The organism is Thiococcus pfennigii, assembly GCF_016583835.1.
GTDB classification, from domain to species: domain Bacteria; phylum Pseudomonadota; class Gammaproteobacteria; order Chromatiales; family Chromatiaceae; genus Thiococcus; species Thiococcus pfennigii.
Genome location: NZ_NRRW01000052.1, coordinates 1 through 25175 on the forward strand (window position 1 = coordinate 1; position 25175 = coordinate 25175).

At 70.1% G+C, this 25175-nt stretch carries 27 protein-coding genes; 10 read left to right on the forward strand and 17 right to left on the reverse strand.

Going from position 1 to position 25175, the window contains the following annotated elements; translation table 11 throughout:
* Positions 1-13 precede the first annotated feature (13 nt).
* Positions 14-574, reverse strand: coding sequence for a hypothetical protein (locus CKO41_RS14410; RefSeq protein ID WP_200382849.1), 561 nt, complete (start codon positions 572-574; stop codon positions 14-16).
* Positions 575-1309: 735 nt separating this feature from the next.
* On the opposite strand from CKO41_RS14410, the gene CKO41_RS14415 reads away from it, so the two are divergent.
* The 3 genes from CKO41_RS14415 to CKO41_RS14425 all read left to right on the forward strand — a co-directional run bounded on the left by CKO41_RS14415 (position 1310) and on the right by CKO41_RS14425 (position 2492).
* Entirely contained in the window at positions 1310-1525 is a 216-nt protein-coding gene (locus CKO41_RS14415) for an AbrB/MazE/SpoVT family DNA-binding domain-containing protein (RefSeq protein WP_200382850.1), read from the forward strand.
* A complete protein-coding gene (locus CKO41_RS14420) occupies positions 1522-1914 on the forward strand; it encodes a type II toxin-antitoxin system VapC family toxin (RefSeq protein WP_200382852.1) in 393 nt (130 codons plus the stop codon). Before CKO41_RS14415 ends, CKO41_RS14420 begins: the two co-directional genes overlap by 4 nt.
* Positions 1915-2123: 209 nt before the next feature.
* Positions 2124-2492 (forward strand): PF20097 family protein, encoded by a 369-nt coding sequence (locus tag CKO41_RS14425; RefSeq protein WP_200382854.1) that lies wholly within the window; start codon positions 2124-2126, stop codon positions 2490-2492.
* 464 nt (positions 2493-2956) lie between these two features.
* Here the strand turns inward: CKO41_RS14425 and CKO41_RS14430 are convergent, their stop codons facing one another.
* The 3 genes from CKO41_RS14430 to CKO41_RS14440 form a co-directional block, all read right to left on the reverse strand.
* Positions 2957-3253, reverse strand: a complete 297-nt coding sequence (locus CKO41_RS14430) for a DUF4172 domain-containing protein (protein ID WP_200382856.1) — start codon at positions 3251-3253, stop codon at positions 2957-2959.
* A gap of 871 nt (positions 3254-4124) precedes the next feature.
* On the reverse strand, positions 4125-4589 hold the full coding sequence (locus CKO41_RS14435; protein WP_200382857.1) for an SRPBCC family protein: 465 nt from the start codon (positions 4587-4589) through the stop codon (positions 4125-4127).
* A 32-nt stretch (positions 4590-4621) separates the two neighbouring features.
* Entirely contained in the window at positions 4622-5680 is a 1059-nt protein-coding gene (locus CKO41_RS14440) for an agmatine deiminase family protein (RefSeq protein WP_200382858.1), read from the reverse strand.
* A 134-nt stretch (positions 5681-5814) separates the two neighbouring features.
* Here CKO41_RS14440 and CKO41_RS14445 point away from each other — a divergent pair, with 134 nt between their 5' ends.
* The gene (locus tag CKO41_RS14445; protein ID WP_200382859.1) at positions 5815-7062 is read left to right on the forward strand and encodes a lipoprotein-releasing ABC transporter permease subunit; all 1248 of its coding nucleotides are present in this window, start codon (positions 5815-5817) and stop codon (positions 7060-7062) included.
* Positions 7055-7765: a lipoprotein-releasing ABC transporter ATP-binding protein LolD gene (gene lolD, locus CKO41_RS14450; RefSeq protein ID WP_200382860.1), complete on the forward strand. Its 711-nt coding sequence runs from the start codon at positions 7055-7057 to the stop codon at positions 7763-7765. The genes CKO41_RS14445 and lolD overlap by 8 nt, the downstream gene beginning before the upstream one ends.
* Here the strand turns inward: lolD and CKO41_RS14455 are convergent.
* Positions 7711-8265 (reverse strand): DUF2062 domain-containing protein, encoded by a 555-nt coding sequence (locus tag CKO41_RS14455; RefSeq protein ID WP_200255040.1) that lies wholly within the window; start codon positions 8263-8265, stop codon positions 7711-7713. The two genes, lolD and CKO41_RS14455, sit on opposite strands and share 55 nt — an antisense overlap.
* Before the next feature lie 175 nt (positions 8266-8440).
* Between CKO41_RS14455 and CKO41_RS14460 the strand changes: the two genes are divergently transcribed.
* Together CKO41_RS14460 and sohB are read left to right on the forward strand one after the other, a co-directional pair.
* Positions 8441-10738: a DNA internalization-related competence protein ComEC/Rec2 gene (locus tag CKO41_RS14460; protein WP_338115596.1), complete on the forward strand. Its 2298-nt coding sequence runs from the start codon at positions 8441-8443 to the stop codon at positions 10736-10738.
* Positions 10739-10777: 39 nt separating this feature from the next.
* Positions 10778-11755 carry a protease SohB gene (sohB, locus tag CKO41_RS14465; RefSeq protein WP_200382862.1) on the forward strand — a complete coding sequence of 326 codons (978 nt, stop codon included), beginning with the start codon at positions 10778-10780 and terminating at the stop codon, positions 11753-11755.
* A gap of 16 nt (positions 11756-11771) precedes the next feature.
* Here sohB and purD read toward each other — a convergent pair whose 3' ends face one another.
* The 12 genes from purD to cutA all read right to left on the reverse strand — a co-directional run bounded on the left by purD (position 11772) and on the right by cutA (position 23774).
* Entirely contained in the window at positions 11772-13064 is a 1293-nt protein-coding gene (gene purD, locus CKO41_RS14470; protein WP_200382863.1) for a phosphoribosylamine--glycine ligase, read from the reverse strand.
* A 25-nt stretch (positions 13065-13089) separates the two neighbouring features.
* Positions 13090-13914, reverse strand: coding sequence for an acyl-ACP--UDP-N-acetylglucosamine O-acyltransferase (lpxA, locus tag CKO41_RS14475; protein WP_200382864.1), 825 nt, complete (start codon positions 13912-13914; stop codon positions 13090-13092).
* Positions 13915-13932: 18 nt separating this feature from the next.
* Positions 13933-15489, reverse strand: coding sequence for a bifunctional phosphoribosylaminoimidazolecarboxamide formyltransferase/IMP cyclohydrolase (purH, locus tag CKO41_RS14480; protein WP_200382866.1), 1557 nt, complete (start codon positions 15487-15489; stop codon positions 13933-13935).
* A 72-nt stretch (positions 15490-15561) separates the two neighbouring features.
* On the reverse strand, positions 15562-15870 hold the full coding sequence (gene fis, locus CKO41_RS14485) for a DNA-binding transcriptional regulator Fis (RefSeq protein ID WP_200253262.1): 309 nt from the start codon (positions 15868-15870) through the stop codon (positions 15562-15564).
* The gene (gene dusB / locus CKO41_RS14490; RefSeq protein ID WP_200253264.1) at positions 15867-16856 is read right to left on the reverse strand and encodes a tRNA dihydrouridine synthase DusB; all 990 of its coding nucleotides are present in this window, start codon (positions 16854-16856) and stop codon (positions 15867-15869) included. The genes fis and dusB overlap by 4 nt, the downstream gene beginning before the upstream one ends.
* A 280-nt stretch (positions 16857-17136) precedes the next feature.
* Positions 17137-18036, reverse strand: a complete 900-nt coding sequence (gene prmA / locus CKO41_RS14495) for a 50S ribosomal protein L11 methyltransferase (protein WP_200382867.1) — start codon at positions 18034-18036, stop codon at positions 17137-17139.
* Positions 18037-18055: 19 nt separating this feature from the next.
* Entirely contained in the window at positions 18056-19396 is a 1341-nt protein-coding gene (gene accC / locus CKO41_RS14500) for an acetyl-CoA carboxylase biotin carboxylase subunit (protein ID WP_200253268.1), read from the reverse strand.
* 69 nt (positions 19397-19465) lie between these two features.
* Positions 19466-19930: an acetyl-CoA carboxylase biotin carboxyl carrier protein gene (accB, locus tag CKO41_RS14505; protein ID WP_200253270.1), complete on the reverse strand. Its 465-nt coding sequence runs from the start codon at positions 19928-19930 to the stop codon at positions 19466-19468.
* A 7-nt stretch (positions 19931-19937) separates the two neighbouring features.
* A complete protein-coding gene (gene aroQ / locus CKO41_RS14510) occupies positions 19938-20396 on the reverse strand; it encodes a type II 3-dehydroquinate dehydratase (RefSeq protein WP_200253272.1) in 459 nt (152 codons plus the stop codon).
* 149 nt (positions 20397-20545) lie between these two features.
* Positions 20546-21130 carry a redoxin domain-containing protein gene (locus tag CKO41_RS14515; protein WP_200382868.1) on the reverse strand — a complete coding sequence of 195 codons (585 nt, stop codon included), beginning with the start codon at positions 21128-21130 and terminating at the stop codon, positions 20546-20548.
* Positions 21127-23466 carry a protein-disulfide reductase DsbD gene (locus CKO41_RS14520; protein WP_200382869.1) on the reverse strand — a complete coding sequence of 780 codons (2340 nt, stop codon included), beginning with the start codon at positions 23464-23466 and terminating at the stop codon, positions 21127-21129. Before CKO41_RS14520 ends, CKO41_RS14515 begins: the two co-directional genes overlap by 4 nt.
* The gene (gene cutA / locus CKO41_RS14525) at positions 23445-23774 is read right to left on the reverse strand and encodes a divalent-cation tolerance protein CutA (protein WP_200382870.1); all 330 of its coding nucleotides are present in this window, start codon (positions 23772-23774) and stop codon (positions 23445-23447) included. Before cutA ends, CKO41_RS14520 begins: the two co-directional genes overlap by 22 nt.
* 139 nt (positions 23775-23913) lie before the next feature.
* On the opposite strand from cutA, the gene CKO41_RS14530 reads away from it, so the two are divergent.
* The 3 genes from CKO41_RS14530 to CKO41_RS14540 form a co-directional block, all read left to right on the forward strand.
* The gene (locus CKO41_RS14530) at positions 23914-24345 is read left to right on the forward strand and encodes an FxsA family protein (protein WP_200382871.1); all 432 of its coding nucleotides are present in this window, start codon (positions 23914-23916) and stop codon (positions 24343-24345) included.
* A gap of 137 nt (positions 24346-24482) precedes the next feature.
* Positions 24483-24773: a co-chaperone GroES gene (groES, locus tag CKO41_RS14535; RefSeq protein ID WP_200382872.1), complete on the forward strand. Its 291-nt coding sequence runs from the start codon at positions 24483-24485 to the stop codon at positions 24771-24773.
* Between the two features lie 65 nt (positions 24774-24838).
* On the forward strand, positions 24839-25175 hold a 337-nt coding region (locus CKO41_RS14540), incomplete at its 3' end, for a TCP-1/cpn60 chaperonin family protein (RefSeq protein ID WP_276568951.1).

Here is a 25175-nt window from a genome sequence, read left to right on the forward strand (position 1 = left end):
CCCCCGCGCGGCGCTACGCCGCTGCACGCCGCACCGAATATGCCTTCGCCGATGTGCGCCGAGCGCTCGCCCATGAGCTCGCCGACGTCGGTTTCGGGGTCGACTGCGGCGATCCCGGCCACGGCACTCGAAATCCCCTCATCGCGGCTGTCATGCGGTTAGTCGCCTGAGGAAAACGAGAAACTTCAGGACTAAAGTCTGTCTTATTAAACCAAACTTCGAACTCGGTCCATCTGAAATTCTTCGCTGCTAACTCTTTCGCTTTGTTTTTGAGGCGCTCACGCTTCTTTGCGTCGAAAGCCGCATTTTTCCTATCCTCTTCGTTTGCTAGCGCCACGTTCTTCTTGTTTTGTTCCGCCCTTAATACGAACTCATCCTTCAGCGACTGAACTCGGTATCTCATATAGAGAACCTTGGCTTGTCTTTCATCAAATTGAGCATCTGTTAGCGCTTTAGCCCACAATCCGTCCCTGCGCATTCCGTCTTCTACCTCCTTCAAAGCAAGCGCATACAATTCCTCTTCTACGAGACGATAGGCAGCAGCTGCCAAAGGGTCGTTCTTCTTCCAATTCATATGCTCAGATTTCTAACAAATTGGTATCCGGTTTCTGGGTGTCAGGTCAAAATTGGATGTTATCCCGAAGCAGGCCGCGACGATGCGTGCAAAAGGTGTCGTAACGTCAGGAACACACTACCTTGGATGCTCGGAATCCTCGGATCACTGTCGCAGAGATCCTGCTGCTGGTCGGATCGTGACCCGAAGTGCGTTTCCGGTCAATGACGGCTTATGGCCGAATCCTGCCGCCGGACCGGGTACCGGTCAAGGCCCGCTTCTGGCGGCTAACGACCCTTCGGGGTCGCGAGGCTGGCGGACGCAACAGGCCACTCCTGCTGCGAACCTGGCAATGGGACCGACGGTGCAGCCGACAGCGATCCATCGTGCAGGAACACAGCGCCGACAACGCGGAGGGTCATAGCGGCGACCGAAGACCGCTGCCCCGCCTCGAGCCACCGCGCGCCGCCGCGATGCCGCACGCGACCAGGGTCTGTGGCCATCAGAGCTCGACGACGACCTTGCCAGGGGTGCAAGGCGCCCAGCGCGTGCGACATCTCTCGAAGAGGAGGCGGGTCCCAATTCGCCTAGCCCAGCCATTGCCCCGACTGATCGAGGGGCTGCCGACTCCCCGGCCGCGCCGAACCCGAAAATGCGGCGCAAGGCAGCTCGCCACGGCCAGGTTTGGCGCACCAGGAAGCATCCACTACACTTCGACTTACTGCATCTCATCGATGCCCCGCCGGCGTTTGATCCATGGAAACCAGCAGGCTTTCAAGCAAGTACCAGCTCTTCCTGCCCAAGTCGATCCGCGAGCCCCTGGGCCTGAAGCCAGGGCAGCGTTTCCTGGTGAGACCGAGCGAGCACGGGATCGAGCTGGTGCCCTGCGAGCCGCCGAGCGCCCTGCGCGGCCTCCTGGCCGGGGCGGACACGGACATGGACGACATCCGCGAGCGGGACGAGCGGGTATGAACCTGCTCGACTCGTCGGGCTGGATCGAGTACTTCGCCGAGGGGCCCGACGCGGAGGGGTTCGGCGCGGTCGTGGAGGACACGGCGAACCTGCTGGTACAAACCATCGTGCAGCATGAGGTCTACCGGTGGGCCGACCGTGAAGGTGGGGAGCCGGCCGCGAGCCGGGCCATCGCGACCATGCAGACGGGAGCGGCCGTCGTCCTGGATATCGATCTGGCCCTCGCCTCGGCGCGTCTCGCCCGGCAGCATCGCCTACCCACCGCTGACAGCATCGTCTACGCTTCGGCCCAATCCCGGGGCGCGACCGTTTGGACCCAGGACGAGGACTTCCGCGACCTCCCGGGCGTGCGGGATTTCCCCAAGATCAAGGTAAAACCCGGTGCTTGAGACCGGCCAGCCGGTCCAGCACCCGAGCTTTGACGCGGGGACCATCATCTGGGGACCTTGGAAAATTGCCATCCGGGCAATTTTTCAAGACGGGGCATCCTTGCCCCGCGCGGGCACCTTGAATTTTTCAAGGTGCCCATCCCGGGCCAGGGCGAGACCGTCAGCAGGGCGCACCGGGCTCGACTGCTTTGAAGGCGATGGGAGCCAAGATGATCGATGCGATGAGCTCAGCCACTGTTGCCGTGATCGGGATCCTGCTCCTGCTGGTCGTCACACTGTGGTTGCTCCACCGTCTGTCCAAGCGCCATGTCGCCGTCGCGAACCGGGCCGGTCTCTGGCACGGGCGGGATTATCGCTGCCCAGCCTGCGGGCAGCCGATGAATCAGGGCTGGGTGATGCTCGGCAAAGGGGCGATTTGGTCGCCGCGCGGCAAAGGATCCCCGGGGACCTTCGCGCACATCGGTCAGGCACTGGACAATACCATCAGCCTTGCGCTGCGCCCGGCGGCGAACATGGCCTGGCACTGCCCGCACTGCCGACTGTTGCTGATCGACCACGACAAGCTGATCAAGCCTTGAATGAGGCAGGCCCAGAACGACCTCGGTCTCTGGGGCATCCCCGAATAAAAGGCTTAAACCGCAGTGACTTAGGTCGACTTACCGTAACTTCTCAATAGCCCGTGGCGGATTAAGAATCAATGACTTGCAAGTCAGAAATCGTGCTCCAAGTCTCATGTCGAGCGAGAGCGCAGACGAAGGATCAATGACTTGTAGTCAGGATCGACCGCGAATGAGGAGCGGCGAGGCGCACGAACGCAGTCGCCAGCACCTTCAAGTCATTGCTTTCATGGTTGCCATGACTTATTGAGAAGTTACGACTTACCGACGAAAGCCGGCTCTCGCAATCTGAGCCATCTCGCCGTCGCACGGCTCACTGGGAGCGCCGGCTTTCCAGCCGGCTCGTCGCCGTCGCGGCTCGATGCCGCGTCGGCGGCGCCTGGGCCGGTAGGAGGGCACGTGTGGGGCCGGCCATCCAGCGGCGCTTATGGGCGATCCCCTGGCTCCAGCGTCGAAGATCGCAGTTCGCACCGACTCGCCGTCGAGGCCGATGTTGTGAGGATACCTCTGCCTCTGTCTGGGGTGGTCTTGGCCAGGTCTTCAGTGAGGGCCGCCAGGCACGCCTGACCGCGCAATGTAGTGCCGACGTCAGCCAAACGCCCCAGCAAGAGCCCTTGGGCGCGACCGACCTCGGCCATCGGGTCGGCCAGCGCCGCCAGGTCGGAGCGCCAGTTCGGCCAGTCGCTGGCCTGCCAGATGTACCTGTAATCGCCGCGTGTCATGCGGAAATTGTGGACGCCAATCGCCGCATCAACAAGCGACTACCGTGAAACACCCCGTTTCATCTTTCGGGGTGCCGTCACGCCTGCATGCTGCGTTCGGCGCCCGGCCGCCTCGGGGCACAGCGGTGACGGCACCGAGCAACCCGGTCACGACCGAAGGGATGTCGTCCAGCAATCAAGGGGAGGGTCCTCGACAGGTACACGGCGGACTGGCCGCGATCGCTGGGTTTGCGGACCTGGGTTCCGAACGACTCGGCGATCCATACCGGCCGATGCGCTGGGCACATGCGGGCGGCTCCTGTGCGCGCCTCGGCATCTTCGCACCGCTGAGACCCCATGCCCTTGCTGCGTTCATCGTCGAAGCCGATCACCCACCTTCCGGCCACGATGAACACCAGCCGGTACTCGAACCTAAAAACGGCAGTTGACCGCTTCATCATGGATTCAAGTGGTTGGAATCGTGCCGAGGCTCTACGTGAGTCCTGCTCACCCGCTCGGTGAAGGCCGCTACGACACCCGATGCACGCCCCGCGCGGCGCCCGGCGGTGTTACAACTCGTTGCAATAGCGCAGCTATTGCGCCTCCTTGTGCCTTGCCGGACACCCCGCGGGACGCACCTCAGAGGCCGTCCAACTGCCGCTTCTAGGTTGAACGGATGACGGCGAGGTGGCATCGGTTCCGACAACCGCCAACCACGAGTGCGATGAGCTCGCCGTCGGACGCCAGGTCTCTGGACGGGTCATGAGCGCCGCCGCCGTGTCGGCCAGAATGGCAACGCGAGCGGCTGGGTCAACCCCCCACATCGTCAGGCTGATGGCCCGTCCGATCGCGAGTTCCACCGCCCGGGGTCGCAACGACTGGGTGTTTCGCGCTACCGCGGTGGCGGGTCGGCCGGCGGGAGTTCGGCCTCGGCGAGCTGCTTGACGCTCTGCACGAGGCGCTCGGCGCTGTCCTGGACGGTGGAGCGGATCAGCCGCTCGAACGGGCGCCATACCAGCTCGAGGCGGGGCAGCTCGAAGGTGAAGGTGATCCGCGTGTGGTGGTGAACGGGTTCGAAGCGGTAGTCGACGCGAAACGGCCGCGAGATGCCCTCGAAGCTGAGGCAGCGCCCCGGCTCGTAGCCGCTGACGCGGAAGGTCGCCTCGGAGCGTCGTCCGACGTCGACGCGCACCTGGCGTGCCATCCAGCCGGTGCGGATCGGCCCATCGGAGAGGGGCTGGAACTGCTTCACCTCCGGCGACCAGCGGGGATAGTTGCGGTGGAAGTTGTCGGCGACGAACGCGAAGACGGGCGCCGGCGGACGGCGGATCAGGGTGCTGGCTTGCGCCTTGACCATGGTCGGGGCTCTCCTCGGTCCGGGTCTGGGGCTCAGGGCTGGGGCGGCGCGGCGTCGCCGGCCAGCGTCAACGCGGCGGGCAGCTGCATCGTCAGGCAGTGCAGGCTGCCGCCCTGCTCGATCAGGGGCCGGGCGTCGAGCGGCAGGACCGCGCGGCCCGGGAAGAGGTCGGCGATGATCCGCAGCGCCGCCGCGTCGGCCGGGTCACCATAGACGGGGACGAGGACGGCACCGTCGATGATCAAGAAATTGGCGTAGCCCGCGGCGAGCCGCTCGCCGTGCGCATTGTGGACGGGCCGCGGGTGCGGCAACGCGACCAGCCGGTAGGGCTGGCCGTCGGCCTGGCGGAAGGCGCGCAGCTCGTGCTCCATCGCGGCGAGCCCCGGGTAATCCGGGTCGCTCGGGTCGTCGCAGCGCACGTAGGCGATGGTGTCCGGGGCGCAGAGGCGGGCCAGGGTGTCGATGTGGCCGTCGGTGTCATCGCCGCTCAGTTGGCCGTGTTCGAGCCAGAGGAAGCGGGTCGCCCCGAGGGTCTCGGCGAGCACGGCCTCGATCGCGGCGCGGTCGCGGCCTGGGTTGCGCCGGGCATCCACCAGGGTCCGGGTCATCGCGAGCAGGGTACCGCGGCCGTCGCTCTCGATCGCGCCGCCCTCGAGGACCAGGTCGACCGGTCGGCGCGGCGCGGCGCCGAAGACGCCGACCCCGTGCAGCGTCGCGGTGATGCGGTCGTCGCGCTCGGCCGGGTACTTGCCGCCCCAACCGTTGAAGCGGAAGTCGACGACCTCGGCGGCGCCGTCGGCCAGCACCGTAATCGGCCCGTGGTCGCGCGCCCAGGTGTCGTCGCTCGGGGCGAGCACCAGGCGGCGCCGCGACGACGCGACGCCCGCCGACGCGAGTCGCGCCGCGACGGCCTCGCGATGGGCGGGGTCCTGGCAGACGATGAGCACCGGCTCGAAGCGGGCGATCGCCGCGGCCAGCGCGTCGTAGAGGGCCTCGATGACGGGCAGCCGCGCGGCCCAGTCGGTCCCGGCGTGGGGCCAGGTCAGCATGACGGCGGCTTGCGGCTCCCATTCGGCGGGCAGACGGGTCATCGCGGGTCCTTCGGCGGGCGGTAAAGACGTTGGCGGCCAAGATGCTACAGGCAGCGCGCGGCCGGGCCAAGAGGGGCGCCGGACGGTGCCGCGGGGCCGGTGGCGCCCTCGCGGGCCGCATGGTTTAATGGCGCATGTTTCGCCCCCTCCCGCTCTTCATCGGTCTGCGCTATACCCGCGCGAAGCGCCGCAACCACTTCATCTCTTTCATCTCGGCGATCTCGATGCTCGGCATCACGCTCGGCATCGTCGCGCTGATCGTCGTGCTGTCGGTGATGAACGGCTTCCATACCGAGATCCGCGAGCGGATCCTCAGCATGGCCTCGCACGCGACCCTGAGCGGCCCGGACGGGGCCCTGGCCGATTGGCCGGAGCTGCTGGAGCGGGTGCGCCAACACGAGCACGTCGTCGGCGCCGCGCCCTTCGTCGAGATCCAGGCGATGCTGGCCCACGGCGGCAACGTCAACGGCGCCGTGCTGCGCGGCATCGTGCCGAACGACGAGGATCAGGTCGCCGACCTGCGCCGCGACATGATCGCCGGTTCGGTCGATGACCTCACCGACGGCTCGTTCAACATCATCCTCGGCCAGGAGCTGGCGATGGTGCTGGGCGTCGGCCCCGGGGACAAGGTGACCGTCGTCACGCCCCAGCTCAGCGCCTCGCCGGTCGGCGTGATGCCGCGACTGAAGGCCTTCACCGTGACCGGGCTGTTCTCGGTCGGGATGGGCGACTTCGACAACGGCGCGGCCTTCATCAGCCTCGAGGACGGGGCCAAGCTGCTGCGCCTCGGCGAGGCGGTGACCGGCATCCGCCTCAAGCTCGACGACATGTTCCGCGCCCCGGAGCTCTCGCGCCAGATCGCGCTCGACCTCGGCGGCCTCTACCGGGTCTCGGACTGGACCCAGTCCTACCGCAACTTCTTCCAGGCCCTGCACATCGAGAAGCGGATGATGACGATCATCCTGTTCCTGATCGTCGCGGTGGCGGCCTTCAACATCGTCTCGACGCTCGTGATGGTGGTCACCGACAAGCGCGCCGACATCGCCGTGCTGCGCACGCTCGGGGCCTCGCCGCGGCGGATCATGGCGATCTTCATGGTCCAGGGCACGACGATCGGGCTGGTCGGCACCCTCCTCGGGGCCGTCGGCGGCGTGGCGCTCGCGCTCAACGTCGAGGCGATCGTCTCCTCGATCGAGCGGCTGTTCAACGTCCACTTCCTCGACCCGAGCATCTACTACATCAGCACGCTGCCATCCGATCCGCGCCTCGCCGACATCCTCTTCATCTGCGGCGGGGCCTTCCTGATGTCGGTGCTCGCGACCCTGTACCCGGCCTGGCGGGCGGCGCGCACCGATCCGGCCGAGGCGCTGCGCTATGAATGACGGGGCGAATGGTGCGGCGCCGGTCCTCGAGACCCACGGCCTGAGCAAGACCTTCCGCCAGGGGCCGCTGGAGGTGGAGGTGTTGCGCGGCGTCGATCTGTGCGTGCGCGCCGGCGAGCGGATCGCGATCGTCGGCGCCTCGGGCTCGGGCAAAACGACGCTGCTGCACTGCCTCGGCGGCCTGGAACGGCCGACCAGCGGCCAACTGCTCTGGGGTGGCCAGGACGTCACGACCCTGACCGAGGCCGAGCGCGACGTGCAGCGCAACCGCCACCTGGGCTTCGTCTATCAGTTCCACCACCTGCTCGCCGAGTTCTCGGCGCTCGAGAACGTCGCGATGCCGCTGCTGATCGGCGGGGCGGCCCCCGCGGAGGCCAAGGAGCGGGCCACCGCGATGCTCGAGCGGGTCGGGCTCGGCCATCGGCTCGCCCACAAGCCGGCCGAGCTCTCCGGCGGCGAGCGTCAGCGCGCGGCGATCGCCCGCGCCCTCGTCACCGAGCCAGGCTGCGTGCTGGCCGACGAGCCGACCGGCAACCTCGACCGCCATACGGCCGGGCGGGTCTACGAACTCCTCCTCGAGCTCCATGCCGAACGGGGCACGAGCTTCATCATCGTCACCCACGATCCGCAGCTCGCCGGGCGCCTCGATCAGGTCCTGCGACTCGACGACGGGCGCCTGACCCCGGCCGTCGAGAGCGCCTGAAGGCGCCGTCGGCGCTCGGCGATCTCGCGCCGCAGGCGCCTGCGCCAGAGCCCCTGCACCACGAAGTAGCCGAGCGTCGAGCAGACGATCGCGCAGAGCAGGTTACCGAGCAGCAGCGGGGCCAGGATGCCGAGCCAGTTGTCGTAGTCCAGCCAGAATTCGGTGCGAAATTCGATCGGCGGGTGGCCCAGAAACAGGGCGCCGATCCGGTAGCAGACGTAGTAGATCGCGGGCATCGTCAGCGGGTTGGTGATCGAGACCACGACCAGCGTGATGGGCAGGTTGACGCGCGCCCGGATCGCGACCGCGGCGGCGACGAAGATCTGGCCGAGCGGCGGGAAGAACATGCAGAAGCCGCCGACGGCGACCCCCCCAGCGACCGAACGACGATTGAGGTGCCAGAGACGCGGGTCGTGCAGGAGTTCGCCGAAGAACCCGATCTGACGGCTCTCGCGGAGCTTGCGCGGTGAGGGGAGGTTGCGCCTGAGCCAGCTTTTCACGCCCATGCTCCGTCGATGAAGCCACTGTGGGACCCGGGACAGGCGGTCGACGAGCGAGCGCCAGCCTGGTATATGGGGATTGGATGCCGCCGACGGATGGACCTGTCGCTTGGAAACACCTCGTGCAACGCGCCCGGCTCGGGCAATCCCCGGTGCACTCGCCTTCGCCGCGGGCGTGCTCCTATTCTACGGCCAAACGACGCCGGCGCCCCTCGCGCTGGTCGCCCCGCTCGCGCTCCTCGCGGCGTTCTCGACCTGGCGCTGGCCGCCGGGGCGACCCCTGGCCCTCCTCCCGCTCGGTCTCCTCTACGCCCATGTGCAGGCCTGCGACCCGCTCTGCCGGCCGTTTCCCGATGAGGCGAGCCGAGCCGATCTCGTCGTCGTGGGGACGATCGTCTCGCTGCCGAGCAATACCGGCCTCGCCCGCCGGTTCGAGTTCCGCGTCGACGAGGCCCACCGCGACGCGGCCCCCTTCCCCTTCGCGGGGCGGATACGCCTGTCCTGGTACCGCGACGCGCCGCCGTTGCACGTCGGCGAGCGCTGGCGGCTCGTGGTCCGGCTCATCCCGCCGCACGGCTTCGCCAATCCGGGCGGCTTCGATTACGAGCGCTGGCTCTTCACGCAGGGGATCAAGGCGACCGGCTATGTCCGCGACGACCCGAGCAACGAGCGCCTGGCACCGGGCGGCGCGGCCTTCGCGCTGGCCCGCGCCCGCGAGCGGCTGCGCGATCACCTCGCCGCGCGCCTCCCCGACCCTGTCGTCCAGGGCCTGGTCCAGGCCCTCGTGCTCGGCGAGCGCGGGGCGCTCGGCCCGCCGCAGTGGGAGGTCCTGACCCGCACCGGGACCAACCACCTGATCGCGATCTCGGGCCTGCACGTCGGCCTGGTCGCCGGCGCCCTCTTCGTCGCCGGCCGCTGGCTCTGGTCGCGCAGCGCCCGGCTGTCCCTGGCGCTCGCCGCCCCGCGGGCCGCCGCCGGCGCGGCCTTGGCCGGGGCGCTCGGCTACAGCCTCCTGGCCGGCCTGGCCGTGCCGACCCAGCGCGCCCTGGTCATGCTCGCGGTGGTCCTCGCGGCCCTCGTCTGGGGCCGCACGCTGCGCCCGTTCGCCGCGCTGGCGCTGGCCCTGGCCGCGGTGCTGCTGATCGATCCGCGGGCGGTCCTCGCCTATGGCCTGTGGCTGTCGTTCGGCGCCGTCGCGGTGCTGCTCTTCGCCCTCGGTCAGCGCCCCGCGGCGCCGGGTCTCTGGACGCGCTGGGGCCGCGCCCAGTGGGCCGTCGCCCTGGGGCTGGCGCCGCTGCTGTTCCTGTTCTTCGGCCGCGCCTCGCTCGTCGCACCGGCCGTCAACCTGATCGCGGTGCCGCTCCTCGGCCTCGTGCTGCCGGCGCTCCTCGTCGCGACCCTGGCGAGCCTGATCCCGGGCCTCGAGCTGCCGCTGGTCCTCATCGGTGAGTTCCTCGCCTGGTGTTACGGCCTGCTCGAGCGGCTCGCCGGACACCCTTGGGCGAGCGCGACGCTCGCGGCGCGGCCGGCCTGGGTGTGGGCCGCCACCGCGGCCGGGGTCGCGCTCTGGCTCGCGCCGCGCGGCCTGCCGGGGCGCTGGCTCGCGCCCGTCTGGCTGCTGCCGCTCGCGCTGGTGCCACCGCCGACCCCGCCGCCTGGGACGGCCTGGGTGACCCTACTCGACGTCGGCCAGGGGCTCGGCGTCGTCGTGCGCACCGCCCGGCACGCGCTCGTCTACGACACGGGCCCGGCCTTCCCGAGCGGCCTCGATGCCGGCAGCGCCGCGGTGCTGCCCTTCCTGCGCCAGGCGGGCGTCACGCACATCGATACGCTGATCCTGAGCCATGCCGACAACGACCATGCCGGCGGGCTGGGCGCCTTGGTCGAGTCCCTGCCGATCGGGCGGGTCCTGAGCGGCGAGCCGCAGGAGCTCCAGGGCGTCGCGGCCGCGCCGTGCCGGACCGGCGAGCAGTGGCGCTGGGACGGCGTCGCCTTCACCCTCTTGCACCCGGACGGCCCCGGCCCGCGCGGCAACGATGCCTCGTGCGTGCTGCGCATCCGTGTCGGGGAGACCGGCCTGCTGCTGACCGGCGACATCGGCGCCCGGGTCGAGACGCGGCTCGTCGAGCGGCTCGGAGAGGCGCTGCGCAGCGACATCCTGGTCGCCGGCCACCACGGCAGCGCAACCTCCTCGAGCGCCCCCTTCCTCGCCGCCGTCGCGCCGCGCTGGGTCCTCTACACGAGCGGCTTCGCCAACCGCTGGGGCTTCCCGGCCGCGGCGGTGCGCACGCGGGTCGCGGCCACGGGGGCCACCGAGCTCGACACCGGCCGCACCGGGGCGATCGATTTTCGCCTCGAGCCGGCGGGGCTCGTCGGGCCGCGCCTGCAGCGCCGGGACGCCGCCCGACTCTGGACCCACAGACCGACGCCGCTCGCCGACCTCGACCGTGAAAACTCGTTGGCGCCCAGGTAGACTCCGGCGACGCCCCCTGAGCCGCCGGAGCCCGATCCCATGACCGACCTGCTGAGCGACTACGGCCTGTTCCTCGCGAAGACGCTGACGCTGGTCGCGGCCATCGCGCTGCCGCTGCTGATGCTCCTGCGCTCGCGCGAGGAGCCCCCCGGCGGCGAGCGCCTGGAGATCATCGATCTCGGGGAGCGCTACCGGGAGATGGGCGAGGCGCTGAAGGCCGCCTCGCAACCGCGCAAGGGTCGGCAGCGGCTGCGACGCAAGGAACGGCGCCGGGCGCGCGCCGCCGAGCGCGACCGGCCGCGGCTCTTCGTCCTCGACTTCCACGGCGATCTGAAGGCGACCGACGTGGCCTCGCTGCGCGAGGCGGTCACCGCGGTGCTGCTCGATGCCGGCCCGGAAGACGAGGTGCTGGTGCGCCTGGAGAACGCCGGCGGGGTCGTCAGCGAGCACGGGCTCGCGGCCTCGCAGCTGGTGCGCCTGCGCGAGCGCGGCATCCCGCTGACGATCGCCGTCGACAAGGTCGCCGCGAGCGGCGGCTACCTGATGGCCTGCGTCGCCGACCGGCTCCTCGCCGCACCCTTCGCCGTCGTCGGCTCGATCGGCGCGGTCGCCGGGTTGCCGAACTTCCGCCGCCTGCTCGAGCGCCACGGCGTCGACTTCGAGCTGCACACGGCCGGCGCCTACAAGCGCACGCTGACCCTGTTCGGCGAGAACACCGAGCAAGGGCGCGAGAAGGTGCGCGAGCAGCTCGAGACGATCCACCGGCTATTCAAAGACTTCATCGCCGAGTTCCGCCCCGCCGTCGACCTGCAGCGGGTCGCGACCGGCGAGTACTGGTACGGCCCGCAGGCCCTGGAGCTCGGCCTCGTCGACCGGATCCAGACCAGCGACGACTACCTGCTCGCGGCCCGCGAGCGCGCCCGCATCTATCAGGTCAAGTACACGAAGAAAAAGAAACCGATGGAGCGGCTCCTGGCCTCGATGCAGGGCCGCCTCCAGGGCCTGATCGGCCCTTGAGGGAACCGGGCCGAGGTCAGACCGCGCCGCGCTCGCGGGCGATCGCGCGATGGCCGATGTCGCGGCGGTAGTAGGCGTCCCGCCAGTGGATCCGCTCGACGGCGGCGTAGGCGCGGGCCTGGGCGGCGGCGACCGTCTCGCCGAGGGCGCTGACGCAGAGGACGCGCCCGCCATTGGTCACGAGTCGATCGCCGGCCAGCCGGGTGCCGGCGTGGAAGACCTTGCAGTCGGGATCGGCGATCGCCTCGAGCCCGGCGATCGGGCAGCCGCGCTCGTAGGTATCCGGGTAGCCGCCGGCGGCCATGACGACGCCGAGGGCCGGGCGCGGGTCCCAGTCGGCCGTGACCCGATCGAGCTGCCCGTCGAGGGCCGCGAGGCACAGCGCGACCAGGTCCGAGCGCAGCCGTAGCAGGATCGGCTGGGTCTCGGGGTCGCCGAAGCGGCAGTTGTACTCCAGGACGTTCGGCGTCCCGTCGGGGGCGATCATCAGACCGGCGTAGAGGAAGCCGACGTAGGGCGTGCCCTCGGCGGCCAGGCCGGCGACGGTCGGCTCGATGACCTCGCGCAGGATCCGGGCGTGGAGCTCGGGGGTCACCACCGGGGCCGGCGAATAGGCGCCCATCCCGCCCGTGTTCGGGCCCCGGTCACCATCGTCGCGCGCCTTGTGGTCCTGCGAGGTGGCCATCGCCAGGCAGTGGTGGCCGTCGACCATCGCGATGAAGCTCGCCTCCTCGCCGCGGAGGTACTCCTCGATGACGACCCGCGCCCCGGCGGTGCCGAAGCGCTCGCCCTCCAGGATGTCGCGCACCGCCTGCTCGGCGCTCGCCAGGTCGTCGGCCAGGATCACGCCCTTGCCGGCGGCGAGCCCGTCGGCCTTGACGACGATCGGCGCGCCGACCTGGCGCAGGTAGTCGAGGGCCGGGCCGACGGCGTCGAACGCGCCATAGGCCCCGGTCGGGATCCGATGGCGGGCGAGGAAGGCCTTCGTGAAGGCCTTCGAGCCCTCCAGGCGGGCGGCGGCGCGGCTCGGCCCGAAGCAGCGCAGGCCGGCCGCCGTGAAGGCGTCGACGACGCCGGCGACGAGCGGCGCCTCAGGGCCGACGATGGTCAGCTCGATGCCGGTCTCGCTGGCGAAGGCGACCAGGCGGTCGATCTCCTCGGCCCCGATCGGGACGTTCTCGACGCGCGGCTCGTTCGCAGTGCCGCCGTTGCCGGGGGCGACATAGACGCGCTCGGCGAGCGGCGACTGGGCGGCCTTCCAGGCCAGGGCGTGCTCGCGGCCACCGCCGCCGATGATCAGGATCTTCATGGCTCTCCTTCTGGACGCGCGCCGCTCAGGCGGGCGTCGACTCGTCTGGATCGGTCCGGCCGAGCGACGCGAGGCCGCCGAAGGACAGGATCCCCCGGCGGCTCGCCTCGATGAAGCGCACGATCTCGCGGGTCTCGGGCGCGGGGTGGGCCGCCTCGACGGCGACAAGGGCCTCGGCGAGGCGCAGGCCGCCGCGGTAGATGGTGCGATAGACGGCCTTGATGGTCTGGCGCTGCGCGGGGCTGAAGCCGTTGCGTCGCAGGCCGATGACGTTCAGGCCGACGACCCGGGCGCGGTGCCCGTCGGCGATGACGAACGGCGGCACGTCCTGCGGCACGCCGGAGACGCCGCCCACCAGGGCGTAGGCGCCGATACGGCAGAACTGGTGCACGGCGACCTGGCCGGACAGGAAGACGTGGTGCTCGAGCTCGACGTGCCCCGCCAGGGTCGCGGCGTTGGCGAAGATGTTGTGGTCGCCGACGCGGCAGTCGTGGCCGACGTGGGCCTGGGCCATCAGGTAGTTGTGGCTACCGATGCGAGTGCCGACCGGGTCCTTGACCCCGGCGCTGACGGTGACGCCCTCGCGGAATCGGTTGTGGTCGCCGATCACGAGCGGCCGGGCCCGCTCGGGCGTGAAGGTCAGGTCCTGGGGCTCGCCGCCGAGGACCGCGCCGTGGTCGATGCGGTTGCCGCACCCGAGCCGCGTCTGGCCACCGATGCGCACGCAACTGGCAATCACGCAGCCCTCGCCAACGACGGCGCCCCGCTCGATGATCGAGTAGGGTCCGACCTCGACGGACGGGTGGACCTCGGCGCCGTCCTCGACGATGGCCGTGGGGTGGATCGACATCGGGGACGGCGCGCCGCCTCAGTGGCGGAAGTGGCGCATCCCGGTGAAGACCATCGCCAGGCCGTGCTCGTCGGCGGCGGCGATGACCTCCTCGTCGCGCAGCGAGCCGCCCGGCTGGATGACGGCCCGGATGCCGGCGGCGGCCGCCTGGTCGAGGCCGTCGCGGAACGGGAAGAAGGCGTCGGAGGCCATCACGGCGCCGGCTACCGCGAGGCCGGCCTGCTCGGCCTTGATCGCGGCGATCCGCGCCGAATTGACGCGGCTCATCTGCCCGGCACCGACGCCGACCGTCTGCCCGTCGCGGCCGTAGACGATGGCGTTGGACTTGACGAACTTCGCGACCCGCCAGGTGAACAGCAGGTCCGTCATCTCCTGCTCGCTCGGCGCGCGGCGCGTGACGACGCGCAGCGAGTCGGTCAGGCGCAGGTCGGCATCCTGGACCAGCAGGCCGCCGTTGACGCGCTTGAAGTCGAAGCGCTGCGCCGCCTCCTGGTCCCAGGCGCCGGTCGCGAGCAGGCGCACGTTCTTCTTCGCGGCGACGACGACGACGGCCTCCGGCGTGACCTCGGGGGCGATGATGACCTCGACGAACTGCCGCTCGACGATGGCCCGAGCCGTGGCCTCGTCGAGCGGGCCGTTGACGGCGATGATGCCGCCGAACGCGGACTCCGGATCGGTCGCGAAGGCGCGGTCGTAGGCCGTCGCGAGGTCGGCGCCGAGCGCGACGCCGCAGGGGTTGGCGTGCTTGACGATGACGCAGGCCGGCCCCTCGGCGAACTGCTTGACGCACTCCAACGCCGCGTCGGCATCGGCGATGTTGTTGTAGGACAGCGCCTTGCCCTGGAGCTGGTGGGCGGTCGCGATGCTCGCCTCGCTCGGCGCGTGCTCGACGTAGAAGGCCGCCTGCTGGTGGGGGTTCTCGCCGTAGCGCATCGCCTGTTTGCGCACGAACTGCTGGCTCCAGGTGCGCGGCAGCGGCGTGCCCTCCTCGAGCTGGCGGCCCAGGTAGTTGGCGATGGCCCCGTCATAACGGGCCGTGTGCTCGAAGGCCTTGACCGCCAGGTCGAAGCGCGTCGCGTCGCTCAGGGTACCACCCCGTTCGGTGAGCTCGGCGAGGAGGCGCGGATAGTCGGCGCTGTCGACGACGACGCCGACGGCGGCATGGTTCTTGGCCGCGGCGCGCAGCAGGGTCGGCCCGCCGATGTCGATGTTCTCGATCGCCGTCGCCAGGTCGCAGGCCGGGTCGGCGACCGTCTGCTCGAACGGATAGAGGTTGACGACGACCAGGTCGATCGGGCGGATCCCGTTCTCGCGCATCACGCCGTCGTCGACGCCGCGCCGCCCCAGGATCCCGCCGTGCAGGCGCGGGTGCAGGGTCTTGATCCGCCCACCCATCATCTCGGGGAAGCCCGTGTAGTCGGAGACCTCGATCACCGGGATGTCGTGGTCGGTCAGGAGCCGGGCCGTGCCGCCAGTCGAGAGGATCTCGACGCCGCGGGCGACGAGCCCGCGGGCCAGCTCGAGCAGGCCGGTCTTGTCGGAGACACTGATCAGGGCACGGCGTATCGGATGCATCTCAAGGCCTATTCGTTGCAATTGAGGTTGTCTCGGCGCCGACCCGTCTCGTCGCGACCCGGCGATCTGTCGTCAACGGTCGCTGGGCAGGCCGTAGTCGGCGATCTTCTTGCGCAGCGTGCTGCGGCTGATGCCCAGGAGTTGGGCCGCCCGCGTCTGGTTGCCGCCGGTGTGGTCGAGCAGGGTCTGGAGCATCGGGCGCTCGACCTCCTCGATGACCAGCCGGTAGAGATCGTTGACCGGGTGCCCGTCCATCTTGTCCAGATAGCACTGCAGGGCATCGCGCACGCAGTCGCTCAGCGGTGCGCGGCGCTCCGAGGTCGAGACCCGAAGCTCGTCCCATCCGTCTCCGTGGGAGCTGATGATGGCGCCTGTCTTCATAGCGGTTGCTTCCCCTCCGAGCCGGGTCCCGAGAAAAAGGCTTCGACGAGGGCCAGCTGTCGTTCTGGTGACTGGGCCCCATTGATCTGAGTCAGGAACGACGCCGGGGCGGCGCGCGCGCGGCCATACCAGGCGAGGTGCTTGCGGGCGATGCGCACCCCGGCCTCGCTGCCATAGAGGCCATAGAGGGCATCCAAGTGGGTCGCGAGGATCTCCCGCACCCGGGCTTGGGTTGGCTCTTGGGGGCGCACGCCATCGGCTAGGTAGTGGGCGATCTGACCGCAAATCCAGGGTCGGCCCTGTGCCGCGCGTCCAATCATAATAGCATCGGCCTCCGTATAGTCCAGCACCTGGCGGGCCTTCTCCGGGGAGTCGATGTCGCCGTTGGCGATCAGCGGCAGCGCGACCTGTTCGCGGACCTGACGCAGCGTCTCGTGCTCGGCCGGCTCGCGGTAGCCGCAGGCGCGGGTGCGCCCGTGGATCGTCAGGGCGGCGATGCCGCAATCCTCGGCGATGCGGGCGATGGCCACCGCGTTGCGCTCGGCCGGCGACCAGCCGGTGCGGATCTTGAGCGTCACGGGCGCCGGCGCCGCGGCCGCGACGACGGCCGCGAGAATCCGCCCCACCCGGACCTGGTCGCGCAACAGTGCCGCGCCGGCCTGGGTCCGACAGACCTTCTTCACCGGACAGCCCATGTTGATGTCGATGATGTCGGCACCGAGGGCCAGATGGCGGCGCGCCGCCTCGGCCAGTTGACGCGGGTCGCTGCCGAGGATCTGCACCGCGATCGGCCCGGGTTCGTCGGCGAAGTCCAGGCGTCGCCGGCTCTTCGGCGTGTCCCACAGGGCGCTGTTGGCGGCGACCATCTCCGCGACCGCCAGCCCCGCACCGAGGCGCCGGCAGAGTTGCCGGAACGGCCGATCGGCGACCCCGGCCATCGGGGCCAGGATGACAGCGTTCGCCAGGGTGACAGGGCCGATCTGCATGGACGGTTCCGCGATGGGCGCCGAGCGCCGGGGCGACAGGATACGCGAGGTCGGCGACGGCCGTGATCGCCAGGTCCCGCCGCGCCGGGCGCGGCGAGAGGATCAAGCGATTTGACGCCGCTAAGGCGATTGCCGGAAGCAAGCCTACCGGATGACGCCGGACTTTCGTTTGTCTTCAAGGAGCGAGCGCAGGAGCCTAGCCCAGCGATGTGAGTGCGCTCGCGACACCGAAGGCGGGCGAAGAGACAAGCCAGACGGTAGGTTTGTCGACAGAAATCGCCTAAGCCCCGGATTGGCGCCCCTCGAGGCGCCGCCCGGTGAGCAGCGCCCAGTCCTCGCGCCGCTGCGGCAGGGCGAGCGCGAAGCCCGCGGCGTAGGCCGCGGCGACGGCCTCGACCTGCTCGGCGAGGATGCCGGAGAGGGCCAGCGCGCCGCCCGGGCGCAGGCACTCGGCGAAACGTCCCGCGAGCGCGATGAGGGGCGCGGCGAGGATGTTGGCGACCAGGCGATCGGCGACGACGTCCGGCGCCTGATCGGGGTGGCAGACGAGGACCCGCTCGGCGACCCCGTTGGCCGCGGCGTTCGCCGAGGTGGCCTCCAGCGCCTGCGGGTCATGGTCGACGGCGATGACGCGCGCCGCCCCGAGGCGCGCGGCGGCGATCGCCAGGATCCCCGACCCGCAGCCGTAGTCGATGAGGGTCTCGCCGGCCAAGGCGCAGCCATCGAGCCAGGTCAGGCACAGGGCCGTCGTCGGGTGGTGGCCGGTGCCGAAGGCGAGGCCCGGATCGAGGGCGACGACGACGGCCTCGGGGTCGTCGGGGCGCTGGCCGTGCGGGCAGACCCAGAGTCGGCGGCCGAAGCGGGTCGGGCGGAAGGTATCGAGCCAGACACGCTCCCAGACCTGGTCGGCAAGGCGGGCGACGACGGGGGCATTGGCGACCAGGCGGCGCAGCGCCGCCTCGAGCTCGCGGACCTGGGCCTCGCCCTCGGCGTCGTCGGCGAAGAGCCCGGTCACCTCGACGGCGCGCCACAGCGGGGTCGCCCCCGGCGGCGGTTCGAGCTGGGGCTCGTCGGCGGCGTCGGCGAAGGTGACCGCAGCGGCGCCGGCCGCCTCCATCGCGGCCTCGACGGCCTCGACCTCGGCGCGGCGCACCGCGACCCGAATCTGGAGCCAAGACATCGGCGGGCAGCCCGCGGACCTACATCCCGAGCTTCTTTTCCAGATAATGGATGTTGGCCCCACCGGCCCGGAAGGCGACGTCTTTCATGATCTGGCGCTGCAACGGGATGTTCGTCGAGATACCCTCGATGACGGTCTCGCGCAGCGCGTTGCACATGCGCGCCAGCGCCGAGTCGCGGTCCTCGCCGTGGGCGATGAGCTTGCCGATCATCGAGTCGTAGTACGGCGGTACGACATAACCGCTGTAGATGTGGGTGTCGAGGCGGATGCCGGGTCCGCCGGGGCCGTGGAACTCCTCGATCCGCCCGGGGCTCGGCCGGAAGGTCTCGGAGTCCTCGGCGTTGATCCGGCACTCGATCGCATGGCCGCGGATCTCGATGTCCTCCTGCCGATAGCGCAGCGGCTCGTCGGCGGCGATGCGGATCTGCTCGCGGACGATGTCGACGCCCGTGATCATCTCGGTGACCGGGTGCTCGACCTGCACGCGCGTGTTCATCTCGATGAAGTAGAACTCGCCATTCTCGTAGAGGAACTCGAAGGTGCCGGCGCCGCGGTAGCCGATCGTGCGGCAGGCCTCGGCGCAGCGCTCGCCGATCCGCCGGCGCTGCTCCTCGGTGATGCCGGGGGCCGGGGCCTCCTCGACGACCTTCTGATGGCGGCGCTGCATCGAGCAGTCGCGCTCGCCCAGATGGATCGCATTGCCGTGCTGATCGGCGAGGACCTGGAACTCGATGTGACGCGGGTTCTCCAGGTACTTCTCCATGTAGACGGTCTCGTTGCCGAAGGCCGCCGCGGCCTCGGCGCGGGTCAGCGCGATGGAGTTGAGCAGCGTCGCCTCGGAGTGCACGACGCGCATGCCGCGCCCGCCCCCGCCGCCGGCCGCCTTGATGATGACCGGATAGCCGATCTGGCGGGCGATCTCCATCGTGCGCCGCTTGTCCTCGTCGAGCGGGCCGTCGGAGCCCGGCACGCAGGGCACGCCGGCGGCGCGCATGGCGTTGATCGCCGAGACCTTGTCCCCCATCAGGCGGATCGTCTCGGGGCGCGGGCCGATGAAGATGAAGCCGCTGCGCTCGACGCGCTCGGCGAAGTCGGCGTTCTCCGACAGGAAGCCGTAGCCGGGGTGGATCGCGACCGTATCCGTGACCTCGGCGGCGCTGATGATCGCCGGGATCTGCAGATAGCTGTCGCGCGAGGGCGCCGGGCCGATGCAGACCGATTCGTCGGCGAGCAGCACGTGCTTGAGGTCGCGGTCGGCCTCGGAGTGCACCGCCACCGTCTTGATGCCGAGCTCGCGGCAGGCACGCAGGATCCGCAGGGCGATCTCCCCACGGTTCGCGATCAATACCTTTTCAATCATAGTCGTCTAGGTTCGGTGAAGGACGGCGGAAGGGGGCGGTGCAGACACCTCGTCGCCCGTCGGGTGACGTCACTCGATGACGAAGAGGATCTGGTTGTACTCGACCGGCTGACCGTTCTCGACCAGGATGCGCCGGATGGTGCCGGTCTTCTCCGACTCGATCTGGTTGAGGATCTTCATCGCCTCGATGATGCAGAGGGTGTCGCCGACCTTGACCCGATCGCCTTCATCGACGAAGGGCGGGCTGCCCGGGGAGGGCGAGCGGTAGAAGGTACCGACCATCGGCGAGCGCACCAGGTTGTCCTCGGGCTCCTCGTCGGACTTGGCCGGGGCGGGTGCCGAGGTGGCCGCCGGGGCCGAGCTCGCCGGCGCGGCGCCCGCCTGCGGGGCGAGGGCCTGGGGCATCAGGTAGGGCACCGCGTTGCCGCCGTGACGGCTGATGCGGACCGACTCCTCGCCCTCGTGGATCTCGATCTCGGCGACGTCGGATTGCTCGATGAGCTCGATGAGCTTCTTGACCTTGCGGATATCCATGATCTGTTCAGTTCTCTGGCGTGGCGTCCGGATCGAGCCGCGCCAGGGCGGCGCGCAGGGCCAGGTCGTAACCTTGGGCACCGAGACCGGTGATGACGCCGGTGGCGATGTCGGAAAAGTAGGAATGGGCGCGGAACGGCTCCCGCGCGTGCACGTTCGAGAGGTGGACCTCGATGAACGGGATGGCGACGGCCAGGAGGGCGTCGCGCAACGCGATGCTCGTGTGGGTGAAGGCGGCCGGATTGAAGAGGATGAACCCGACCCCGTCGCGCCCCGCCGCATGGACGGCCTCGATCAGCTCGGACTCGGCGTTGCTTTGCAGGAAGCGCAGCCGGTGGCCAGCCGCGCCGGCGGCCCGCTCCAGCCCCGCCTGGATATCCGCCAGCCCGACCCGTCCATAGTGACCCGGTTCACGGGTACCCAGGAGGTTCAGGTTCGGACCATTGAGGACCAGGATCAACGCCATGGCGTAGTATCGGGCTGCTTCGAGTCGTTGGAGTGGACGGCCCTGGCTCACCCTGCCTGGAAACCGCGACGGACCAGGGCGAATTGTCCCGATTCGTCGCGATCCTGTCCAGTTGTCCCGGTTTTCGCCGCCCCTGGGGCGCAGCGTGTTCACCCGGCCGAGCGGCGAGCCCCAGCGGCATCGCCGGCCGGCAGGCGCCCGAGCTGCTCGTCGAGTTCCTCCACCGCGAGGGGACCGAGGCGCGCGAAGACGCGCCGCCCATCGCGGTCGAAGAGGACCAGGAAGGGCAGCCCCTCGAGGTGGTTACCGAGGCGCCGCGCGAGGACGATCGCGTCGGGATCGCCGAGCACGACCGGATAGTCGAGCGGGCGCTCGGCGAGGAAGCGCTCGAGGTCGGCGCGTCGGTCGATCGCGATGCCGACGACCCGCAGCGGCGCGTCCCGATGACGCCGCCGGGCCTCGGCGATGACCCCGAGCTGTTCGCGGCAGACCGGGCACCAGGTCGCCCAGAAGTGCAGGATGACCGGCTCGCCGACCCAGTCGGCGCTCGCCAGCGGGCGGCCGGTGACATCGGTCCATTGCAGCGGCGGCAGGCCATCGAGGAGGCCGCCGGCAGCGACCCGGTCGGCCCGTGGCGGCCCCTCCTCGCCGAGCCAGCGCTCGCCGAGGACCGCGATGGCGATGCTGAGGACGCCGGCGAGCAGCGTCACCAGCACCGTCTTGACGGCATTCACGGCGTCACCTGGCGCAGGTGAGCGACGAATTCCGGCGCGGACTTGAAGCCGACGATCCGGTAGCCGCGCAGTTCGCGGCCCGTGCCGTCCCAGAAGATGATCGCCGGCGGGCCGGGCAGGCCGATGAGGCCCTGCAGGAGGGCGCGGTCGTCGGCATCGTTGGCGGTCACATCGGCGCGCAGCAGGACGAAGGGCCGCAGCGCCTCGACGACGGCCGGGTCGGCGAAGGTGTGGCGATCGAGCTCCTTGCAGGTCACGCACCAGTCGGCATAGAAGTCGAGCATCACGGGCCGCCCGGCGGCGCGCGCCGCCGCGAGCTCGCGCTCCAGGTCGGCGACCGTCTTGATCGGCCGGAAGGCCGCCTCGGCGGCCTCGACACCGTCGCCGAAGGTCAGGCCGCGCAGCGGCTGGAGGGTGTCCTTGCTACCGGCGGCGGCACCGACCAGCATCAGGGTGCCGTAGACGAGCAGCGCCAACCCGAGCCCCTTGAAGAGCCGCGTCCAGCCGCTCGCCCCGGCCGCGACCGGCTGGAGGGCACCCATGTAGACGGCCGAACAGACGAGCAGCAGGCCCCAGAGCGCCATGGTCACGGCGACCGGCAGGACCCGCTCGAGCAACCAGATCGCGACCGCAAGCAACAGCACGCCGAAGACCGCCTTGACCGCCTCCATCCAGGCACCCGCGCGCGGCAGGAGCTTGCCGGCCGTGGTGCCGATCGCGATCAACGGCGCCCCCATCCCGAGGCTCAGCGCGAACAGCGCGAGCCCGCCGAGCGCCGCATCGCCGGTCTGGCCGATGAAGATCAGCGCCCCGGCGAGCGGCGGAGCGACGCAGGGACCCACGATCAGGGCCGAGAGCAGGCCCATGATGGCGACCCCGGTCAGGGTCCCGCCGCGCTGGCGCCGGCTGAGCTCGGCGAGGCGGGTCTGGAGCCCCGAGGGCAGCTGGAGGTCGTAGAGACCGAACATCGACAGGGCCAGCGCGACGAAGAGCAGGGCGAAGGCCGCGAGGATCCAGACGTTCTGGAAGGCGGCCTGGAGGTTGGCGCCGAAGAGCCCGGCGAGTACGCCGGCGACCGTGTAGGTCACGGCCATCGCCAGCACATAGACGAGCGACAGCACGAAGGCCCGGCCGGTCGTGAGGCGCTGGCCCTGACCGGCGATGATCCCCGAGAGGATCGGGATCATCGGAAAGACGCACGGGGTCGCCGCGAGCAGCAGACCGAGACCGAAGAAGAGCGCGAGGATCGCCCAGAGGTTGCCGCCGGCGAGCACGGCGGCGAGCCGATCGGGCTCCGACACGGGCTCGGCGACCGATGTGGCGACGGGGTCGGGCGGCGGCACCTCGGCGACGACGACCCGGGCCGCCCCGGCCGCCCCGGCCGCCTCGGCGACGGGCAGTGCCGGCAGCGCGAGGCGCAGCCGGCGGGTCTGCGGCGGGTAGCAGACGCCCCGCTCGGCGCAGCCCTGGTAGCGGGCGACCAGCGTGACCTCGGTCGGCGCCGCGCGGCTGCGCACGAGCGGGACCTCGAACGCGATCGCCTCGTCGTAGATGGCGACATCGCCGACCTCGCCGTCCGGGCGGACCGTGTCGTGCGCGATCCGCGCCGGCGGCAGCGCGTAGCGGCCGAGGGCGACATCCGGGTGATCCTCCAGCGCGAGGGCCAAGGTGTCGCGGTACAGGTAGGTGCCGTCGGCGATCGCCCAGGTGACGCGCAACCGATCCGGGGCGAGGACGTCCGCCGACAGCCGGTAGGCCTCCTCGACCGGCAACAGCTCGTCGGCGGCGAGCCCAAGCGCACGACTCCCAGTGCGATCGAGGGTTGAGAGCAGACCGGCCAGCGCCGACCGCGGCTCGACCGCCCCGAGCCCCCCCGAATCGGCCGTGCCCCCGCCTGGCGGCAGGGCGACCTCGAGCGTCCGGCGCTCGGGCGGATAGCAGAGGCCGGCGTCGGCGCAGCCTTGGTAGGTGACCGTCAAGGCCAAGGCGTCGCCGGCCTCTGCGGCACGCGCGAGCGGCACCTCGAAGACCAGCGAATCGCGGTAGATCGTGACCTCGCCGAAGTACTCGTCGTGCTTGGTCAGGGCCGCCGGCCAGGCCACCGGGCGCACCTCGATGCCGGGCGTGTCGCTGCCGAAGGCGAACTTGTCGCGGTAGAGGTAGTAGCCGCGGGCGATCTGCCAGCGCAGCGCGACGGCCTCGGGGCCGGCGGGCTCGGCCTCGACGCGGAAGGCCTGCTCGGGGTGCAGGAAGTCTTCGTCCGCGAGTGCCGGGAGCGCCACCAGCAGCGCCAGCGTGACGGCGACCCAGCGCATCAGCATTCGCCCATGGTGCATGCGGCGACCCAATCCAGGTAGGCGGGGAGACCGGCGACGATCGGCGTGGCGATGACCTCCGGGACCTCGTAGGGATGCAGGGCGACGAGGCGCGCGCGCAGGGCCTCGAAGCGCGCCCCGACCGTCTTGATCAGCAGCGCCACCTCGGCGTCGCGCTCGACGCGGCCGCGCCACTGGTAGAGGGACGTGATCCCCGGTAGGACGTTGACGCAGGCGGCGAGGCGCTCCTCGACCAGCGCGCGGGCGATCCGCTCCGCGGTCGCGGGGTCGGGGCACGTGCAGAGGGCCAACAGAGGATCATCGTTCATCGTGTTATCGTGTAGAGACATGGCTTCTTTCTAAGGTCACTTCGCGACTCGCGTTAGGGTACGCGAAACTGCCCGCGATCATTAACCCGGCAAATCCGGGCCAGCCCCGGGTCGGCCTATCCACGTTGAGACCGACATCGTGCTGCAATTACTCATCCTCTTCATCGTCGCGCCGCTCGCCGAGCTCTATGTCCTGATCCAGGTCGGCGGCCTGATCGGCGCCCTGCCGACGATCCTGCTCGCCGTCCTCACCGCGATCATCGGCACCGTCCTCGTGCGCCAACAGGGCTTCGCCGTCCTGCGCCGGATCCAGGAGCAGATGCACCGCGAAGAGGTCCCGGCCCTGGAGATGCTCGACGGCGCCCTACTCCTGATGGCCGGTCTCCTCCTGCTCGTCCCCGGCTTCCTCACCGATGCGGTCGGCTTCGCGCTGCTGGTGCCGGCCCTGCGCCACCGGCTGATCGGGCGCTATGCGCAGGTCTTCCCGGCCCAGCGCCCGCCCCACGCAGGTGGGACCGGCGACGACGGAGCGCGGATCATCGACGCCGACTACCGCCGCGAGCAGGACTGACCCGCAAAAATCCGCCCATGACCGCTTGACAGGCGGCCCGCCGCGTCTATGATTAGCACTCGTGTTAGATGAGTGCTAACAGCCCGCACCGGGCTGGCGGCGCGCAACTGATCAACCGCATGAGGAGATTCGACCAGATGAACATCCGTCCCTTGCACGACCGCGTCGTTGTCCGTCGCATGGAAGAGGAGCGCACGACCGCCGGTGGCATCGTGATCCCGGATACGGCCGCCGAGAAGCCGATCCAGGGCGAGGTCATCGCCGTCGGCAAAGGCAAGGCCCTCGACAACGGCGAGACGCGTCCCCTGGACGTCAAGGTCGGTGATCGGGTGCTGTTCGGCAAGTATTCGGGCACCGAAGTGAAGCTCGACGGCAAGGAGTTCCTCGTCATGCGCGAGGAAGACATCATGGGCGTGGTCGAGGGCTGAGGCCCCGCCGTCCACCGCCGGCTGCCCACCATCATTCAACCACTTCGACATAGGATTCCTTCACGATGACTGCAAAAGAAGTTCGTTTCGGCGACGACGCCCGTGGCCGCATGATTCACGGCGTCAACATCCTCGCCAACGCCGTCAAGGTCACGCTCGGCCCGAAGGGTCGCAACGTGGTCCTGGAGAAGAGTTTCGGCGCCCCGACCGTCACCAAGGACGGCGTCTCCGTGGCCAAGGAGATCGAGCTGTCCGACAAGTTCGAGAACATGGGTGCCCAGATGGTCAAGGAGGTCGCCTCCAAGACCTCCGACGTCGCCGGTGACGGCACCACCACCGCCACCGTGCTGGCCCAGGCCATGGTCCGCGAGGGCCTGAAGGCCGTCGCCGCCGGCATGAACC

Coding starts and splice junctions, on each gene's coding strand:
- CKO41_RS14410 (WP_200382849.1), bottom strand. CDS start 574: ATGAATTGGAAGAAGAACGACCCTTTGGCAGCTGCTGCCTATCGTCTC.
- CKO41_RS14415 (WP_200382850.1), top strand. CDS start 1,310: ATGGAAACCAGCAGGCTTTCAAGCAAGTACCAGCTCTTCCTGCCCAAG.
- CKO41_RS14420 (WP_200382852.1), top strand. CDS start 1,522: ATGAACCTGCTCGACTCGTCGGGCTGGATCGAGTACTTCGCCGAGGGG.
- CKO41_RS14425 (WP_200382854.1), top strand. CDS start 2,124: ATGATCGATGCGATGAGCTCAGCCACTGTTGCCGTGATCGGGATCCTG.
- CKO41_RS14430 (WP_200382856.1), bottom strand. CDS start 3,253: ATGACACGCGGCGATTACAGGTACATCTGGCAGGCCAGCGACTGGCCG.
- CKO41_RS14435 (WP_200382857.1), bottom strand. CDS start 4,589: ATGGTCAAGGCGCAAGCCAGCACCCTGATCCGCCGTCCGCCGGCGCCC.
- CKO41_RS14440 (WP_200382858.1), bottom strand. CDS start 5,680: ATGACCCGTCTGCCCGCCGAATGGGAGCCGCAAGCCGCCGTCATGCTG.
- CKO41_RS14445 (WP_200382859.1), top strand. CDS start 5,815: ATGTTTCGCCCCCTCCCGCTCTTCATCGGTCTGCGCTATACCCGCGCG.
- lolD (WP_200382860.1), top strand. CDS start 7,055: ATGAATGACGGGGCGAATGGTGCGGCGCCGGTCCTCGAGACCCACGGC.
- sohB (WP_200382862.1), top strand. CDS start 10,778: ATGACCGACCTGCTGAGCGACTACGGCCTGTTCCTCGCGAAGACGCTG.
- purD (WP_200382863.1), bottom strand. CDS start 13,064: ATGAAGATCCTGATCATCGGCGGCGGTGGCCGCGAGCACGCCCTGGCC.
- lpxA (WP_200382864.1), bottom strand. CDS start 13,914: ATGTCGATCCACCCCACGGCCATCGTCGAGGACGGCGCCGAGGTCCAC.
- purH (WP_200382866.1), bottom strand. CDS start 15,489: ATGCATCCGATACGCCGTGCCCTGATCAGTGTCTCCGACAAGACCGGC.
- fis (WP_200253262.1), bottom strand. CDS start 15,870: ATGAAGACAGGCGCCATCATCAGCTCCCACGGAGACGGATGGGACGAG.
- dusB (WP_200253264.1), bottom strand. CDS start 16,856: ATGCAGATCGGCCCTGTCACCCTGGCGAACGCTGTCATCCTGGCCCCG.
- prmA (WP_200382867.1), bottom strand. CDS start 18,036: ATGTCTTGGCTCCAGATTCGGGTCGCGGTGCGCCGCGCCGAGGTCGAG.
- accC (WP_200253268.1), bottom strand. CDS start 19,396: ATGATTGAAAAGGTATTGATCGCGAACCGTGGGGAGATCGCCCTGCGG.
- accB (WP_200253270.1), bottom strand. CDS start 19,930: ATGGATATCCGCAAGGTCAAGAAGCTCATCGAGCTCATCGAGCAATCC.
- aroQ (WP_200253272.1), bottom strand. CDS start 20,396: ATGGCGTTGATCCTGGTCCTCAATGGTCCGAACCTGAACCTCCTGGGT.
- CKO41_RS14520 (WP_200382869.1), bottom strand. CDS start 23,466: ATGCACCATGGGCGAATGCTGATGCGCTGGGTCGCCGTCACGCTGGCG.
- cutA (WP_200382870.1), bottom strand. CDS start 23,774: ATGAACGATGATCCTCTGTTGGCCCTCTGCACGTGCCCCGACCCCGCG.
- groES (WP_200382872.1), top strand. CDS start 24,483: ATGAACATCCGTCCCTTGCACGACCGCGTCGTTGTCCGTCGCATGGAA.